At 45.3% G+C, this 16097-nt stretch carries 11 protein-coding genes and 2 tRNA genes; 7 read left to right on the forward strand and 6 right to left on the reverse strand.

What is annotated here, in order from left to right:
• Nucleotides 1–26 precede the first annotated feature (26 nt).
• Nucleotides 27–2993 carry a PEP/pyruvate-binding domain-containing protein gene (locus tag WKT20_RS03200; RefSeq protein WP_340416825.1) on the reverse strand — a complete coding sequence of 989 codons (2967 nt, stop codon included), beginning with the start codon at nucleotides 2991–2993 and terminating at the stop codon, nucleotides 27–29.
• A 206-nt stretch (nucleotides 2994–3199) separates the two neighbouring features.
• On the opposite strand from WKT20_RS03200, the gene gdhA reads away from it, so the two are divergent.
• Nucleotides 3200–4537 carry an NADP-specific glutamate dehydrogenase gene (gdhA, locus tag WKT20_RS03205; RefSeq protein WP_007561126.1) on the forward strand — a complete coding sequence of 446 codons (1338 nt, stop codon included), beginning with the start codon at nucleotides 3200–3202 and terminating at the stop codon, nucleotides 4535–4537.
• Between the two features lie 232 nt (nucleotides 4538–4769).
• Here gdhA and WKT20_RS03210 read toward each other — a convergent pair.
• From WKT20_RS03210 to folD, 3 genes are all read right to left on the reverse strand, one after another.
• Nucleotides 4770–4843 (reverse strand) — tRNA-His (locus WKT20_RS03210).
• 35 nt (nucleotides 4844–4878) lie between these two features.
• Nucleotides 4879–4952, reverse strand: a tRNA-His gene (locus WKT20_RS03215).
• Nucleotides 4953–5039: 87 nt separating this feature from the next.
• Nucleotides 5040–5918, reverse strand: coding sequence for a bifunctional methylenetetrahydrofolate dehydrogenase/methenyltetrahydrofolate cyclohydrolase FolD (gene folD, locus WKT20_RS03220; RefSeq protein WP_007561124.1), 879 nt, complete (start codon nucleotides 5916–5918; stop codon nucleotides 5040–5042).
• Between the two features lie 168 nt (nucleotides 5919–6086).
• On the opposite strand from folD, the gene WKT20_RS03225 reads away from it, so the two are divergent.
• From WKT20_RS03225 to dnaA, 3 genes are all read left to right on the forward strand, one after another.
• The gene (locus WKT20_RS03225) at nucleotides 6087–7280 is read left to right on the forward strand and encodes an N-acetylmuramoyl-L-alanine amidase family protein (protein ID WP_117702488.1); all 1194 of its coding nucleotides are present in this window, start codon (nucleotides 6087–6089) and stop codon (nucleotides 7278–7280) included.
• A 21-nt stretch (nucleotides 7281–7301) separates the two neighbouring features.
• Nucleotides 7302–8189 (forward strand): MlaD family protein, encoded by an 888-nt coding sequence (locus WKT20_RS03230; RefSeq protein WP_117702487.1) that lies wholly within the window; start codon nucleotides 7302–7304, stop codon nucleotides 8187–8189.
• 431 nt (nucleotides 8190–8620) lie between these two features.
• Entirely contained in the window at nucleotides 8621–10036 is a 1416-nt protein-coding gene (gene dnaA / locus WKT20_RS03235) for a chromosomal replication initiator protein DnaA (protein ID WP_117702486.1), read from the forward strand.
• A 57-nt stretch (nucleotides 10037–10093) separates the two neighbouring features.
• Here the strand turns inward: dnaA and WKT20_RS03240 are convergent, their stop codons facing one another.
• Entirely contained in the window at nucleotides 10094–10834 is a 741-nt protein-coding gene (locus WKT20_RS03240) for an NADPH-dependent oxidoreductase (protein ID WP_117702485.1), read from the reverse strand.
• Between the two features lie 323 nt (nucleotides 10835–11157).
• On the opposite strand from WKT20_RS03240, the gene WKT20_RS03245 reads away from it, so the two are divergent.
• The 3 genes from WKT20_RS03245 to WKT20_RS03255 all read left to right on the forward strand — a co-directional run bounded on the left by WKT20_RS03245 (nucleotide 11158) and on the right by WKT20_RS03255 (nucleotide 14839).
• Nucleotides 11158–13701 (forward strand): adenosylcobalamin-dependent ribonucleoside-diphosphate reductase, encoded by a 2544-nt coding sequence (locus tag WKT20_RS03245; protein ID WP_118242766.1) that lies wholly within the window; start codon nucleotides 11158–11160, stop codon nucleotides 13699–13701.
• 103 nt (nucleotides 13702–13804) lie between these two features.
• Entirely contained in the window at nucleotides 13805–14176 is a 372-nt protein-coding gene (gene folB / locus WKT20_RS03250; protein ID WP_007561113.1) for a dihydroneopterin aldolase, read from the forward strand.
• 6 nt (nucleotides 14177–14182) lie between these two features.
• Nucleotides 14183–14839, forward strand: a complete 657-nt coding sequence (locus tag WKT20_RS03255; protein ID WP_118242720.1) for an HAD family hydrolase — start codon at nucleotides 14183–14185, stop codon at nucleotides 14837–14839.
• Between the two features lie 155 nt (nucleotides 14840–14994).
• Here the strand turns inward: WKT20_RS03255 and WKT20_RS03260 are convergent, their stop codons facing one another.
• Nucleotides 14995–16095: a tetratricopeptide repeat protein gene (locus tag WKT20_RS03260; RefSeq protein WP_117702483.1), complete on the reverse strand. Its 1101-nt coding sequence runs from the start codon at nucleotides 16093–16095 to the stop codon at nucleotides 14995–14997.
• Between the last annotated feature and the right edge of the window lie 2 nt (nucleotides 16096–16097).

Below are 16097 nucleotides of genomic sequence, written 5' to 3' on the forward strand. Positions count from 1 at the left end.
CATCCCGTTTTTGTATATATTATTTTTTAATCTTCCGGCAGCTCTACCACACCGAGCTTTTTCTTTCCGTCCATCTTGACGGACAAAGGTTTCTCAAACCGTACCCAGCGCAGGTATTTGGTTTCTTCTACCGCCGGCATGCTGTCGAGCAAAGCCTGGTTGTAGATACCGTCGTTCATATAGGCATTGATGGTGAAATATCCCACCCCGAAAGAGGTCAGATTCTGGAAGAAGTGGGTTCCCTGACTGGGGTCTACCCGGTAATTGGTCAGTCCGGCTTCCACGATGATACGGGCTGCCGAAATGTTGGGCCACTTCACCGGAATACCCAGCCACGTGTCACTGCTTCCCCAGCGTCCGGGGCCAACCAGTATGTAATGTTTACCTTCATCCAGGAAACGACGGTTGAGTTTCTCGATGTCGTAAGCTATCAACTGGTTATTGGAGGCAGAATAGCCTTCTGTCTTGACATAAATCACATCTTGTATGTCGTCCATCACCCCGTGTCCCAGGGAGTTTTCACTCTTGAGTAACAGGCGTTCATCGGGAATCACGCTCAGGTCTTCATCCAATCCGGCTTTTACATCGACCATCGGACGTATCTGCAACAGATAGAAGATGCCGCTCTTCGTACGGGCATCAAAATTGACGGCAAACTCGATTTCTACCGGACGGCGCATTTCGCCCTGACCGTATTTCTGGGCCAGTTGCAGGATGCGTGCCAGCGGGAAGACATCGTGCTGAAGGATGTTGGCAAAGGTTATCAGCTTGCGGCCGCCGGGATAAATACCATCGCGTATCACCATGTCGTACGGATCGTAGGTAGAAGCAATAAAGTTCAAAGCTCCGTCGGCTTCGGCGTCTTTCACATGGAGTTTCAACAGGTTAAATCCATCGTCGAGCGAGAAGTTCTGTCCCAGGTTCTTCAAGTCGAGGGCATAGAAGCGGGTCTGTGTTTCACGCAGGGCAATTTCCATTTCGCTGGTCTGAAGCACCTGCGTAGGATGATACGGACACACGCGCAAGGTCAGTCCGCCGTCGACAATGTATTTTCCTAACCCCAAGGCCAGACTGACGGTACCTTCTTCGGCCAGCTCGTCATTAATCGGGTAATAGTTGATGGAGCGGGCTACTCCAGAAATGGCCGGATAATAGCGGTCGCCATACTGTGTGCCGACTACTTCCTGCAGGATGACAGCCATCTTTTCCTGGTCTATCACGTTGCTGGTGGCTTGCATGTAGGCTTTACTATCCTTATAATATACGGAAGCATATACTCCCTTGATGGCATCGCCCAGCATGCGGAGCATTTCGTACTTATCGTCCAGATAGGGAATCATGTAAGTGGAATAGATTCCGGCAAAGGGCTGGTAGTGGGAGTCTTCCAGCAGACTGGAGGAACGGATAGCAATCGGTGCCTTTACCGCATCGAAGAAGGCAAAGAAGTCTTCTACCAGCCGGTCGGGCAACTTGGCACGAAGGAAGGCGCGGAGAATCACGTCGTCGGCCGCATCACTCAGGGCTATCTGGTACAACTGGTTGGAGTCCATGAACTCATCGAAAATATCGGTACAGAGGACTACGGTTTTCGGAATCATGACGGAGGCATTCTCAAACTCATCGAACTCCGTGTGACGTTTTACCATGTTGTCAATAAAGGCCAGACCGCGTCCTTTTCCTCCCAGTGAGCCATCGCTGATGCGGGCAAAGTTGGAATAACGGTCGAAGCGGTCGCGCTGGAACACGGCTACTACGCCCTGGTTTTTCATCTTACGGTATTTTACGATGGCTTCGAATATTATCTGTCGGTGGGCATCAATGTCCTGAAGTGACTCCCATGTAATCTGTTTCAAGAATTCAGCAACTGGAAAGATGGCACGCGAATACAGCCAGCGTGAAATGTGGTTGCGGCTGATGTGATAGAGGAAGGATTCTGCAGGGATGGCAAATATCACGTTCTGCAATTCCTTCAGGTTGTGGATGCGGGCCACTTCCTTCATGGTATGGGGGTCGCGGAAAATGAAATCACCGAAGCCGAAATTGTCTGACACGGCTTCACGAAGGTCGATATTCATTTTCTTGGAGTTCTTATCGATGAACACGGCACCCAGTTCGGGCGCGTAGCTGCGATTGCTTTCTTCTGCTGACTGAAGGATAAGGGGTATAAAGGAGTCCCGCTTACGGACTTCACGCAGCAGGGTGACACCGGCCTGGGGGTCGTTGACTCCGCCGTGAGGGAAACGGGCATCGGATATGATACCGAGCACGTTATTCTGGTACTTATTATATAGTTCAGTGGCTTCTTCGTAGGAACGGGCCAGCACGATTTTGGGACGTCCGCGCATGCGAAGGGTTCGCTGGTGCTCGTTCAGGGCTTCTGTGGCAAATTCCTGACTCTGCCGGAGAACGAACTTGTAGAGGTTGGGCAATACGGAGGAATAAAAGCGGATGGAATCTTCTACCAGCATAATCATCTGTACGCCGACTTCCTTAATGTCATGCTCCAGGTTCATCTTGTCTTCTATCAGCTTGATGATGGACACCAGCAAATCGGTGTTTCCCAGCCAGCAGAACACATACTCGAAGATGCTCAGATCTTCATGCTCCATTCGTTCCTTAATACCGTGCGAGAAAGGAGTCAGTACAACCAACGGTAGATGAGGGTATTGCTTCTTGATTTCACGGGCAATGTCGAAGGTATCGCTGTTGTCGGAACCCGGCATACAGATGACCAAGTCGAACATGGTGTTGCGCAACTGTTCCCAGGTTTCTTCTGCCGTGAAGACCTGCGTGAAACGAGGGGGATAGCGCAAACTCAGGTTCATATATTCATTGAAAATCTTTTCGTCAATGCGGCCGTCATCTTCAAGCATGAACGCATCGTAAGGATTGGCCACCAGCAACACGTTGAAAATGCGCTTGGTCATCAGGTTGGCAAACTGCGTATCCTTGAAATAAAGCTGACGGAGTTTAATTCTTAGTTTGGTAAGCATGGTATCTTCTTTTAAAGCTTATATTACAGAAACAAAAATCGGAATTTCACACGATTTTTGCAAATCTTTCTTGAGAGTTGATAAAAAACTAACAAAATTCAACCTGCAGCTCAAAAAATCGGGTAAATTCCTTTGAAGATATAAGTAATTTCCTATCTTTGCATATACAAAATATTTCATTTTGTCAGACCTTAAATTATTTGATTATGGACATTAACAAAATCATGTCATCACTGGAAGCCAAGCATCCAGGTGAATCTGAGTACCTTCAGGCAGTCAGGGAAGTATTGCTTTCTATCGAAGATATCTACAATCAACACCCCGAATTTGAAAAGGCGAAAATCATTGAACGGCTGGTAGAACCCGACCGCATCTTTACATTCCGCGTGACATGGGTGGACGACAAGGGTGAAGTGCAGACGAACCTAGGTTACCGCGTGCAGTTCAACAACGCCATCGGCCCGTACAAGGGAGGTATTCGTTTCCATGCTTCTGTGAACTTGTCCATCTTGAAGTTCCTGGGATTTGAACAGACTTTCAAAAATGCCCTTACTACTCTGCCGATGGGCGGCGGAAAAGGTGGATCCGACTTCTCTCCACGCGGCAAGAGCAATGCGGAAATCATGCGTTTCTGCCAGGCATTCATGCTGGAACTGTGGCGTCATCTGGGACCGGATATGGATGTGCCGGCAGGTGATATCGGCGTAGGCGGACGCGAAGTGGGTTATATGTTCGGTATGTACAAGAAACTGACCCGCGAATTTACCGGTACGTTTACCGGCAAGGGACTGGAATTCGGAGGTTCACTGATTCGTCCGGAAGCTACGGGCTTCGGCGGCTTGTATTTCGTGAAACACATGCTGGATGAAAAGGGTATCGAAATCAAGGGCAAGACAGTAGCTATCTCCGGCTTCGGCAACGTGGCATGGGGAGCTGCTACCAAGGCTACCCAACTGGGAGCAAAGGTAGTTACCATCTCCGGACCGGACGGCTACATTTATGATCCGGAAGGCATCAGCGGAGAAAAGATTGACTATATGCTTGAACTGCGTGCATCGGGTAATGACATCGTAGCACCATATGCGGAAAAATTCCCGGGAGCTACCTTCGTGCCGGGACGCCGTCCGTGGGAAGTGAAGGTAGATATCGCATTGCCGTGTGCTACCCAGAACGAATTGAACGGTGAGGATGCACAGAACCTGATAAAGAACCAGGTGCTCTGCGTAGGAGAAATTTCTAACATGGGATGTACACCGGAAGCTATTGACGCATTCATCGAACACAAGATGATGTATGCTCCAGGAAAGGCTGTCAATGCGGGTGGTGTGGCTACTTCCGGACTGGAAATGAGCCAGAATGCCATGCACCTGAGCTGGACTGCACAGGAAGTGGATGAAAAACTCCATCTGATTATGCACAATATTCATGAACAATGCGTGAAATACGGTAAGGAAAGCGATGGATACATCAATTATGTGAAGGGTGCGAACATTGCCGGATTTATGAAGGTGGCTCACGCCATGATGGCTCAGGGAATAGTCTGAATATTAAGGATAATTAAAAAATCAGACAAGCATGAGGAGCGGATGAAATATTATTCGTATCTTTGAATGCTTTAATTTTTAGCACAAAATCTCGTTTAGTTGTATTTGTATTTTGTATTGTAGCTTGCGCTATCCGCCTGTGAAGGTCTGATAGCGCATTTTTTGTATATAAACGAAAGTATAGGAAAATAAAAAAGTCCCGCAGGAACTGCAGGACTTTCAATTTGTTACGGGTGACTAGTGGGACTCGAACCCACGACATTCAGAACCACAATCTGACGCTCTAACCAACTGAACTATAGTCACCATGTTGGTAGGAAAATTTTTGCTCTTGAAGAAAGGGTGACTAGTGGGACTCGAACCCACGACATTCAGAACCACAATCTGACGCTCTAACCAACTGAACTATAGTCACCATGTTGGCTTCCTTTTCAAAAGCGATGCAAAGGTAAAGGATTTTTCTGAAACTACAAACTTTTCTTCAAAAAAATCTTCTATTTTCTCAATATATTGCCTTTTTCCCTGCCAACAGCGTATTTTTCATCAATGAAACGATGGTCATAGGCCCTACTCCACCAGGCACCGGCGTAATGTAAGCACACTTTGGAGCAACCTCGTCGAACTTCACATCACCCGTCAATTTGAAACCGGATTTGCGGGTTGCATCGGGCACGCGGGTAGTACCGACGTCAATTACTACGGCTCCTTCCTTCACCATATCGGCGGTTACAAAATTGGGCTGTCCCATGGCAGCAATCAGAATATCGGCTTCCCGGCATTCTTTCACCAAGTCTTTGCTCCGGCTGTGGCATACGGTTACAGTGGCATCGCCCGGACAGGCTTTCTGCATCATCAGCATGGCCATCGGCTTGCCCACAATGTTGCTTCGTCCCAAAATGACGCATTTCTTTCCTTTGGTGTCTATCTGATAACGACGCAACAGCTCCATGATTCCGTTAGGGGTAGCAGAGATGTAGCAAGGAAGACCGATGGACAAGCGTCCTACGTTAATGGGATGGAATCCGTCGACGTCTTTACGGTAGTCTATCGTTTCAATGACTTTCTGCTCGGAGATGTGAGCCGGCAACGGAAGCTGTACGATAAAACCGTCTACATCAGGATCGGCATTCAACTCCTGCACCTTTGCCAGAAGTTCTTCTTCCGTCACATCCGATTCGTAACGAATCAAAGTCGACTTAAACCCACATACCTCACAGGCCTTGACTTTTGCGGCCACGTAAGTTTCACTACCTCCGTCATGCCCTACCAGAATGGCAGCCAGATGGGGGCGTTTTCCTCCGCGGGCTACGATTTCGGCCACTTCGGCTGCAATTTCCTGTTTCACTTGTTCTGAAACTGCTTTTCCGTCAATCAATGTCATAAATCACTCCTTTCTGTTTTTACAAATTACACAAATGTAGAAATTTTAAAACAAACGACCTGCTTATTTTTCGGTTTTTATAGCAATTATTACAGCAATAGAAGAATTCTTGAAGCAACAGAAAGCAAGTCGACAAAAAAATATTAACTTTGCCGCGTTATTTTAATTATGAAAAGGAGAATTCTCAACATACTGTATATTGCTACAAGTCTGCTGCTGACTTTCAGTTTAGCCCCTCAGGCACATGCGGCTAAAACGAATTTCACCGTCGTGATTGACGCCGGGCATGGCGGACACGACCCCGGAGCGATAGGCAGAAGAGGAAAGGAAAAAAATATCAATTTAAGCGTAGCACTGAAACTGGGACGGCTCATCAAACAAAACTGTCCGGATACACGGGTGGTGTACACACGTGAAAAGGACGTGTTTGTTCCCTTACACAGAAGAGCTGAAATAGCCAACGAAGTCAAAGCAAACCTTTTTATCTCCATACATACCAACTCTCTGGCTTCAAGAAGCAGCAAGGTCAGCGGTACCGAAACATATACGTTAGGTCTTCACCGTACGCAGGAGAATCTGGAAGTGGCTCAAAAAGAAAATGCAGTAATTCTGATTGAGGATGATTACAAGCAGCGTTATGCCGGATTTAACCCTAACTCTGCAGAAAGCTACATTATATTTGAGTTTCTGCAAGACAAAAACATGGCACAAAGCGTGAAGTTCGCAACAGCCGTGCAACGCGGATTCCGGAATGCCAACCGGATAGACAAAGGGGTACATCAGGCTGGATTTCTGGTGTTACGCGCCACGTCAATGCCCAGTGTGCTGATAGAACTGGGATACATCACCAACCCCACGGAAGAGGCTTTCCTGTTATCTGAACAGGGCAGTTCAACACTGGCTCAAAGCATTTACCGGGCCTTTCTGAATTACAAAGGAGAGAAAACAGCAGGAAGCAGTCAGCTGATGCCTGTAGAAAGTGCAGTTCCTCTTACAGAAGCCACAGATATACCGGATGCAGAAGTAGCAGAAGTTACTGCTGCACCTGCCCGACAGACCGCTCCGCAAAGCAAAGAAGTGAGCCCTGCCGGAAAACCTGTATTCAAGATACAAATACTGACTTCCGACCGTCAACTGTCACCCAAGAGTAAGCAGTTCAAAGGACTTTCTCCTGTGGAAAGCTACAAAGAAAAAGGTATTATAAAATATACCTATGGTTCAGACACCAACTACAACAAAATACTCCGTCTTAAACGGAGCAAAGTGGATGGCAAATTCAAGGATGCGTTCATCATCGCTTTTAAAGATGGAGTGAAAATGAACATCAATCAGGCCATACGAGAATTTAAACAAAACAGATAACAAAAGAGAAAAGATAACTATATGAAAAAAGAAGTAAAAATCGGATTAGCTGGAATCGGCGCATTACTGATTCTCTTTTTCGGCATCAATTACCTGAAAGGAATCAGCATGTTCAAACCGGAAAGCTATTATTATGTAGATTTTACCGATGTGAACGGACTGGCTCAGTCGAGCCCTGTGTTTGCCAATGGTTATAAAATAGGTATTGTGCGCGACCTGCAATACAATCACCAGAATCCCGGACATGTGATTGTTGGGATTGAAGTGGATCAGGATTTGCGCATTCCTGCAGGAAGTAAGGCAGAACTAGTGACAGAGATGCTGGGAACAGTTAAAATGAACATGCTGCTGAAGTATGAATCAACTACCTTCCTCAATCCAGGGGATACGATTGAAGGTACGGCCAATACTGGCATTTTGGGAAAAGCAGAAAAAGATTTACTACCGAAGGTGGAACAGATGATGCCTAAACTGGATTCTATTCTTAGTTCACTGAACCAGCTGCTGGCTGATCCTGCATTAAAGCAGACACTTCGCAATGCAGAAAAACTGACGGCTTCATTGAACGCCACCAGCACACAGTTGCATAGCCTGATGAGCAAAGATATTCCGCAACTGACAAGCAACGTAACTGCCATCACCGAGAACCTGAAAGGTATCAGTGAGAACCTGAAGGGAATTGACTATGCAGCCACTTTCCAGAAAGTGGACTCTACCCTTCAAAACGTACATCTGCTGACTGAAAAGTTGGGTAGTAAGGATAACTCCATCGGATTACTGTTGAATGATGATGCTTTATACAAGAACCTCAATGCAACTTCTGCCAATGCAGCTTCTCTCCTGAAAGATTTGCAGGAACATCCGAAACGGTATGTACACTTCTCTCTTTTTGGAAAGAAAGATAAATAAACACATATAAATCAAACAGATAAAAGAAGGCATACCCAGCTTATGCCTTCTTTTTTGTCCTCTTAAACGGAGTTCCATTTTTAAGCATAAAATATTACAAACAGGTTACTATATAGAAATATTCTAAATAGTATCGTTCTAGGAATACATTTTCTCACAGGAGTGCAACCCTATGATTTTCAAAGGAAAGCAACAAAGCAATGGGGTTTGAAGACTAACACTTGGATATAGCTAAACAACTGACAAATAAGAGATTACCAAGATACAAGTCAAATTCATTTTATCAATAATTTAACAACTTTGTAACCTCCTATTTATCAACCCCTTAATTTATTAAAATAAAAAGCAAGGAAAAAGGGATTTGTTTTTCTGAAATTTGATTACGAAATTTGCAAGCGTAGAAGTTTCGCTTTATTAATAACAACGCACGTATGATTGAACATAACCAAGCTGTTGCATTGTGGAATCGTTGCCTGTCATTTATCAAAGACAATGTAAATGCTACAGCTTTTAAAACATGGTTTGAGCCTATCGTACCTTTAAAATATGAAGCTACGGAGAAGGCATTGACAATCGGCGTCCCCAGCCCTTTCTTCTATGAGTATCTGGAAGAAAAATATGTGGGACTGCTGCGCGCCGCCATCTATAAAGAAATAGGTGAAGGCACGGAGTTGATGTATTCTATCCTGACAGATAAGACAAACCATATCACCGTCAATATAGAAGGAACCAAACGTTCGTCTGCATTGCCGGAACAGGCTCCCGTATATAATGGTAATAAAACCCCGAATCCGTTACAAGCTCCGGCTCCTCAGGATTTGGATCCGCATTTGAACCCGAACTATAATTTCGAGAACTTCATCAAAGGAAACAGCAACGAGTTCTCCAGAACGGTAGCAGAAACGGTGGCTCAAAATCCGGCACGTACTTTCAACCCGTTATTTATTTATGGCCCGTCCGGTGTGGGTAAAACCCACCTTATTAACGCCATCGGAACACGCATCAAGGAATTATATCCGGAGAAACGCGTATTGTATGTATCTGCTCACCTCTTTCAGGTGCAGTATACAGACTCGGTACGTACCAACCACTTTAATGATTTCATCAGCTTCTACCAAACAATCGACGTGCTGATTATTGATGATATTCAGGAATTTGCCGGAGTAACCAAGACGCAAAATACGTTCTTCCACATATTCAACCACTTGCACCAGAACGGAAAACAGCTTATCCTTACTTCAGACCGTGCTCCCGTAATGCTTCAAGGTATGGAGGAACGACTGCTTACCCGTTTCAAATGGGGATTGGTAGCCGAACTGGAAAAACCGGATATTGAACTGCGAAAGAATATCCTGCGCAACAAGATAAAACGTGACGGACTGGCCATTCCGGAATCTGTAATCAGTTACATTGCAGAAAGTGTAAATGAAAGCGTGCGTGAACTGGAAGGTATCGTCAATTCATTATTGGCACAGTCTATTCTGTTCAAACGCGAAATTGACCTGGATTTAGCACAGCGTATTGTCAGAAAAGCTGTGAAGTGCGCCGAAAGCAAACCTATGACCGTGAGCGATATCATCACCAAGGTGTGCGAACATTACAAAATAGATGAAACGGCCATTCATACCAAGACCCGTAAACGGGAAGTAGTACAGGTAAGACAAGTGGCAATGTATCTGGCCAAAAAACATACAGATACTTCTTCTTCCAAGATCGGTCAGCTAATCGGAAACAAAGACCATGCTACTGTGTTACACGCCTGCAAGATTGTAAAAGATCAGGTAGATGTGGACAAGGCATTCAAAGCAGAAATTGAAGAAATCGAAATGAGTCTTCGTACAAGATAAGAGAAAAGGCAGCTGAGGTTTCAGCTGCCTTTTCTCTTATCTTTTTTGCATCGTACATCAATCATCAAACCCCTGACGCTTCAACACCTTCTTCAATCCTTCGGACATAAACTCATTATCACTCTTCTTATAACGAAGATCGGTAAAGATTTGAGCCAGCGTCTCTGCATGATTGATTTCTACGAAATGTTTGTTTTCGGGTAGACCTTCCTTGTATGCATAGATTTCATCAATCATAGAGGGCGTATAATCCTGGTATTTTTCTTCATGAATAATGCCTTGAACCGGCAAACGATCAGGCTGTTCCGGGCATTCATCCGGATAACCTACGGTAATCGTAGCGACAGGAACAACTAACTTGGGCAGTTCCAGCAAATCAATGATCTGGCCTGGATTATAAATGGTAGTTCCAAGATAACAGATACCCAATCCGGCCTCTTCCGCCAATGTACAAAAATTTTGTGTAACCAGCAATGCATCGGTAGCAGCATTCAGAAAAGAAATGAAGTTGTCATAACCCGGCACAGCCTTCCGCTGTTCACACCATTTGCTGAAACGATTGAAGTCGGCACAAAAAGTAAGCACTACAGGAGCCGAAGTCACCATAGGCTGGTTAAAGTGAGCAGGTGCAAGACGGGATTTCATTTCCGCATCACGAGTCACTACCACACTATATAACTGCATATTTCCCATTGTGGAAGCGCGAAACGCTTCTTCCAATAATTCATTCAGCAAAGCAGCAGGCACATCGTCCTGTTTATACTTGCGAATGGTACGTCTGTTCTTTATTGATTCCATAATAAATAGGCTTTATGTGATACTACACAAAGGTAACAAGAATCATTGAATATCCCTACTCCCTTCTTAAGCAAGAAACACGCATATTTCAACAATGTTTCCCAATTCGGAAAACTTTTTAGATATACAAATTTTATAATAGGCTAAATATCAGACATATATAAAAACAAAATAGAAAACCACCCGCATTGTTAATAACTTCTTTCTTTTTTATTTTGCCAATTTAAAAAACATCTTTAGCTTTGCAGACGTTTGTTAGCAATAAAAGCGAATTCTACACCTTTACAATTTTTATTGACAACAAACTTATTCATATAATAACCGTGGAAAAGAAAACGTACAGCTACGATGAAGCCTACAACGCTTCGTTGGAGTATTTCAAAGGAGATGAATTAGCCGCACGTGTTTGGGTAAACAAATACGCAGTGAAAGACTCGTTTGGAAACATCTATGAGAAATCTCCAGAGGATATGCACTGGCGAATTGCCAATGAAGTAGCCCGTATAGAGGCTAAATATCCTAATGCAATCAGTGCTCAAGAACTTTTTGACTTACTTGACCATTTCAAGTACATCGTTCCTCAGGGGAGCCCGATGACGGGAATTGGGAACGATTACCAGATTGCTTCACTCTCTAACTGCTTTGTAATCGGACTTGACGGAAGCGCCGACTCATACGGAGCCATTATCCGCATCGATGAAGAACAGGTACAACTGATGAAGCGACGTGGTGGCGTAGGACATGACTTGTCACACATCCGCCCGAAAAGTTCTCCGGTTAAGAACTCGGCCCTGACTTCAACCGGCCTTGTTCCTTTCATGGAACGTTATTCCAACTCTACCCGTGAAGTGGCTCAGGACGGACGTCGCGGTGCCCTGATGCTGAGTGTATCTATCAAGCATCCGGACTCTGAATCTTTCATTGATGCCAAGATGACGGAAGGAAAGGTTACGGGTGCCAACGTGTCTGTAAAGCTGGATGATGAATTCATGCAGGCTGCTGTAGAAGGGAAGCCTTACACCCAGCAATATCCGATAGATTCTCCTAACCCGATGGTGTCAAAAGAAATTGATGCTTCAGCTTTATGGAAGAAAATCATACACAACGCATGGAAATCGGCTGAACCGGGTGTATTGTTCTGGGATACGATTATCCGCGAATCCGTGCCCGACTGTTATGCCGACCTGGGATTCCGTACAGTATCGACCAACCCTTGTGGAGAAATTCCATTGTGTCCGTACGACTCATGCCGCTTGCTGGCTATCAACTTGTACTCCTACGTAGTAAATCCGTTTACTCCAGAAGTTTATTTTGACTTTGAGTTGTTCAAGAAACACGTAGCACTGGCCCAGCGTATCATGGATGACATCATCGACCTAGAACTGGAAAAGATTGAATGCATTCTTGAAAAGATAGATTCTGACCCTGAAAGCATGGAAGTGAAGGGAAGCGAACGTCACTTGTGGGAAAAGATTTATCATAAATCCGGACTGGGACGCCGTACTGGTGTAGGTATCACTGCGGAAGGCGATATGCTGGCTGCCATGGGATTGCGCTATGGTACGGAAGAAGCAACTGAATTCTCAGAAAAGGTACATAAGACAATTGCACTGGAAGCTTACCGTTCGTCAGTAAACATGGCTAAGGAACGTGGAGCTTTCGAAATCTACGATGCGGAACGCGAAAAGAACAATCCGTTTATCAACCGTCTGAAGGATGCGGATCCGGAACTGTACGAAGAAATGAGAAAGTATGGTAGAAGAAACATTGCCTGCTTGACCATTGCTCCGACAGGAACTACCAGCTTGATGACACAGACTACTTCTGGTATTGAACCGGTATTTATGCCAGTGTACAAACGCCGCCGTAAAGTAAATCCGAACGATGCGAATGTGCACGTAGATTTCGTGGACGAAACAGGAGACGCATTCGAAGAATACGTGGTATTCCACCACAAATTCCTCACTTGGATGAAAATCAACGGCTATGATCCAGACAAACGCTATACACAGGAGGAAATTGATGAACTGGTAGAAAAATCGCCTTACTATAAAGCTACGTCAAACGATGTAGACTGGCTGATGAAAGTAAAGATGCAGGGACGTATCCAGAAATGGGTAGACCACTCTATCAGTGTGACCATCAACTTGCCTAACAATGTAAGCGAAGACCTCGTCAACCAGTTGTATGTAGAAGCATGGCGTTCTGGCTGCAAAGGATGTACGGTATACCGTGACGGTTCGCGTGCCGGAGTGCTTATCTCTACCAAGAAAAAAGACAAGAAGGAAGAGGAAGAATGCCGCTGCAAACCTCCTCAGGTGGTAGAGGTACGTCCGAAAGTGCTGGAAGCTGATGTGGTACGATTCCAGAACAACAAGGAAAAATGGGTGGCATTCGTAGGCCTGCTCGACGGAAGACCGTATGAAATCTTTACCGGTCTGCAAGATGATGAAGAAGGTATCGTATTACCGAAATCTGTAACTAGCGGACGTATCATCAAGAGCTACGATGAAGATGGAACCAAACATTATGACTTCCAGTTCGAAAACAAGCGTGGCTACAAGATGACCATTGAAGGACTTTCTGAAAAATTCAACAAGGAATACTGGAACTACGCCAAACTGATTTCAGGAGTACTCCGCTGGAGAATGCCTATCGAGCAGGTTATCAAACTGGTAGGTTCTCTGCAACTCGACAGTGAAAACATCAACACCTGGAAAAACGGTGTGGAAAGAGCACTGAAGAAATACGTTCAGGACGGCACTGAGGCCAAAGGCGTGAAATGCCCGAACTGCGGACATGAAACACTGGTATATCAGGAAGGCTGTCTGATTTGTAAGACATGCGGTTCTTCACGTTGCGGATAATCGCCGATAAAATACATATTTTATAAATGCACAGGCATGAATCGTACAGGTTTCTGAGTTTCAGCAATCATACGATTCATGCCTCTCTTATTCATGAAAGAAGATGAAACAAAGCGACATGTATATTCATTTGAAGGGACTGAAGATTTTCGCCTTCCACGGGGTACTGCCACAGGAAAACAAAGTAGGTGCCGAATACACTCTCAATCTGCGGTTGAAAACCGACTTCAGTCAGGCCTCACAAACTGACGACCTGAACTATACCATCAATTATGCCGAAGTGTTCAAGGCCGTGAAAGAAGAAATGAAAATCCCTTCCCGGCTGTTGGAGCATGTCATCCAGCGTATTGCCGGACGATTGTTTCACGATTTCCCGCAAATCACAGAAATCAAGATTGCCCTGTTCAAGCAGAATCCTCCTATGGGAGCGGAATGTCAGGAAACAGGAGTAGAATCTATTTACACCAAAGACTAACGCAATATGAAAAAGATTGTCATTTTTGACCTGGACGGAACTTTACTAAACACCATTGCCGACCTGGCAGCAGCTACCAATTACGCGCTGACTCAGTTTGGCTATCCCACACATGACACGGACGCTTATCGTTTTTTCGTGGGAAACGGCATCAACAAACTTTTTGAGAGAGCTCTTCCTGAATCGGAAAGAACACCGGAGAACGTGCTGCGCATACGCTCTAAGTTTGTGCCTTATTACAACCTACACAATGCGGATTTAAGCCGCCCTTATCCCGGCATCGAGAAGCTGCTTACACAACTTCAAGAGCAACATATTCAAGTAGCCGTAGCCTCCAACAAGTATCAGGAAGCTACCGAAAAGCTTATCCGGCAATATTTCCCTTCCATTCATTTCACGGCAGTGTTCGGACAGCGGGAAAATGTACCGACCAAACCCGACCCACAAGTCATTCACGAGATTATGGAAATAAGTGGCGTACAGAAAGAAGAAGTGGTCTACATCGGTGATTCCGGAGTAGACATGCAGACCGGACTCAATGCAGGAGTTACCACCATAGGTGTATGCTGGGGATTCCGCCCGAAAAGCGAATTAGAGGCATTTCAGCCTGACCTTTTGGTTGAAAGTCCGGAAGAAATTGCGGCGTTTCTGCAACTTTCCTGAGAAAGAAAATTCCTAAACCGTCCTTGTGCTTTCCCTAAAACGCAAGGACGTTTAAATTCAAACGTAAGTGCATTTGATATAAAACGCTTTTACGTTTCAGTTAAAACACAAGTGCATTTTAAACCAACGTAAAAGAGTTTTTTATAAGACTGAAATCACTCACGAGACAGCCGCTTGAGAGCCAGATGATGACCTGCTTGAGCGGCTTTTTTATACCAGAACATGGCCAGATGCAAATCAGGAGCACCAGTCCATCCTTCTTCATACCCTTGTCCGATACGATAGAAAGCATAGGGATCTGACGAATGGCGGTACGCCTCAAAAGCTTGCGGAAGTGACACGGGCAACGTCCCGCATCCTTTCCGATACAAATCACCCAAGTTGGCCGAAGCATAGGTCAAATCACCTTGGCGAACGGCCTCCTTAAACCAGAATTCCGCCTGATAGCCATCGGGAAACACCCCTACCCCTTCCTGATACAAAGTACCGATGTCATTCAATACCACTCCGTCTACAGGCGTTCCTTCACGATATTCCTTCCCTAACTCCAGCAACATGTCCACGTCTTCCCGCGAAAAGCTTTCCCATGTCTCTGTACCGTCAGTCTGCCATGACTTAACCCGCCCGATGGAAACATGCTGTGGCACGTCGACCTCCACATCCATCGCATAGGCCATGCGATCGGCCAGAAACTCTTCCTTAGTCGCTTCTAACAGCCAGCCTTTCCGAAGCAGATACTGTATGTAACCATAAATGCGTGAGGTAGAAGAATGAAGATTCACCCCATATTTCTTCAACTGTTCCAAAGACACATAACGAATTCCGTCTTTAGATAGTTCCAGGTAACAACGGGGAATGACAGAAAGTATCACTTTCAGCGAGGCAATTTCCTCTCCGATACAGTCTTCTATCCATTGCGCTCCCAGCCTTTCATATACACTGTAAGTCTTTCCATCCTCCCGCGACATCAGTTTCGGAGTGTGTCCGTTCAGATGCAATCCCAAGGTATCAATCAGGTAAGGAAAAAATTTATAGTCGTCGTATGAAGACAACCCGTCCATGCCTATCACTATTTTGCCATGCATATCATCGGAAATGACAAACGAAGTGGTGGAATGCTCCGGACGATGAAAATAATAATGAGTTTCCCCACGGTAAGTACCCTGCACGGTCAGTTCCACAGGAACCTCCAGCTTGCGAAAAAAGTCCTTTATTTGCAAAGGAGATGCCGCATTCAGTTGAAAAGAAATTCGCATAG

The sequence above is a fragment of the Phocaeicola sp. ICN-14070 genome, assembly GCF_037892625.1.
Taxonomy (GTDB): Bacteria; Bacteroidota; Bacteroidia; order Bacteroidales; family Bacteroidaceae; genus Phocaeicola; species Phocaeicola plebeius.

Coding starts and splice junctions, on each gene's coding strand:
- WKT20_RS03240 (WP_117702485.1), bottom strand. CDS start 10,834: ATGGAATCAATAAAGAACAGACGTACCATTCGCAAGTATAAACAGGAC.
- folB (WP_007561113.1), top strand. CDS start 13,805: ATGAAACAAAGCGACATGTATATTCATTTGAAGGGACTGAAGATTTTC.
- WKT20_RS03255 (WP_118242720.1), top strand. CDS start 14,183: ATGAAAAAGATTGTCATTTTTGACCTGGACGGAACTTTACTAAACACC.
- folD (WP_007561124.1), bottom strand. CDS start 5,918: ATGACATTGATTGACGGAAAAGCAGTTTCAGAACAAGTGAAACAGGAA.
- dnaA (WP_117702486.1), top strand. CDS start 8,621: ATGATTGAACATAACCAAGCTGTTGCATTGTGGAATCGTTGCCTGTCA.
- WKT20_RS03260 (WP_117702483.1), bottom strand. CDS start 16,095: ATGCGAATTTCTTTTCAACTGAATGCGGCATCTCCTTTGCAAATAAAG.
- WKT20_RS03230 (WP_117702487.1), top strand. CDS start 7,302: ATGAAAAAAGAAGTAAAAATCGGATTAGCTGGAATCGGCGCATTACTG.
- gdhA (WP_007561126.1), top strand. CDS start 3,200: ATGGACATTAACAAAATCATGTCATCACTGGAAGCCAAGCATCCAGGT.
- WKT20_RS03200 (WP_340416825.1), bottom strand. CDS start 2,993: ATGCTTACCAAACTAAGAATTAAACTCCGTCAGCTTTATTTCAAGGAT.
- WKT20_RS03225 (WP_117702488.1), top strand. CDS start 6,087: ATGAAAAGGAGAATTCTCAACATACTGTATATTGCTACAAGTCTGCTG.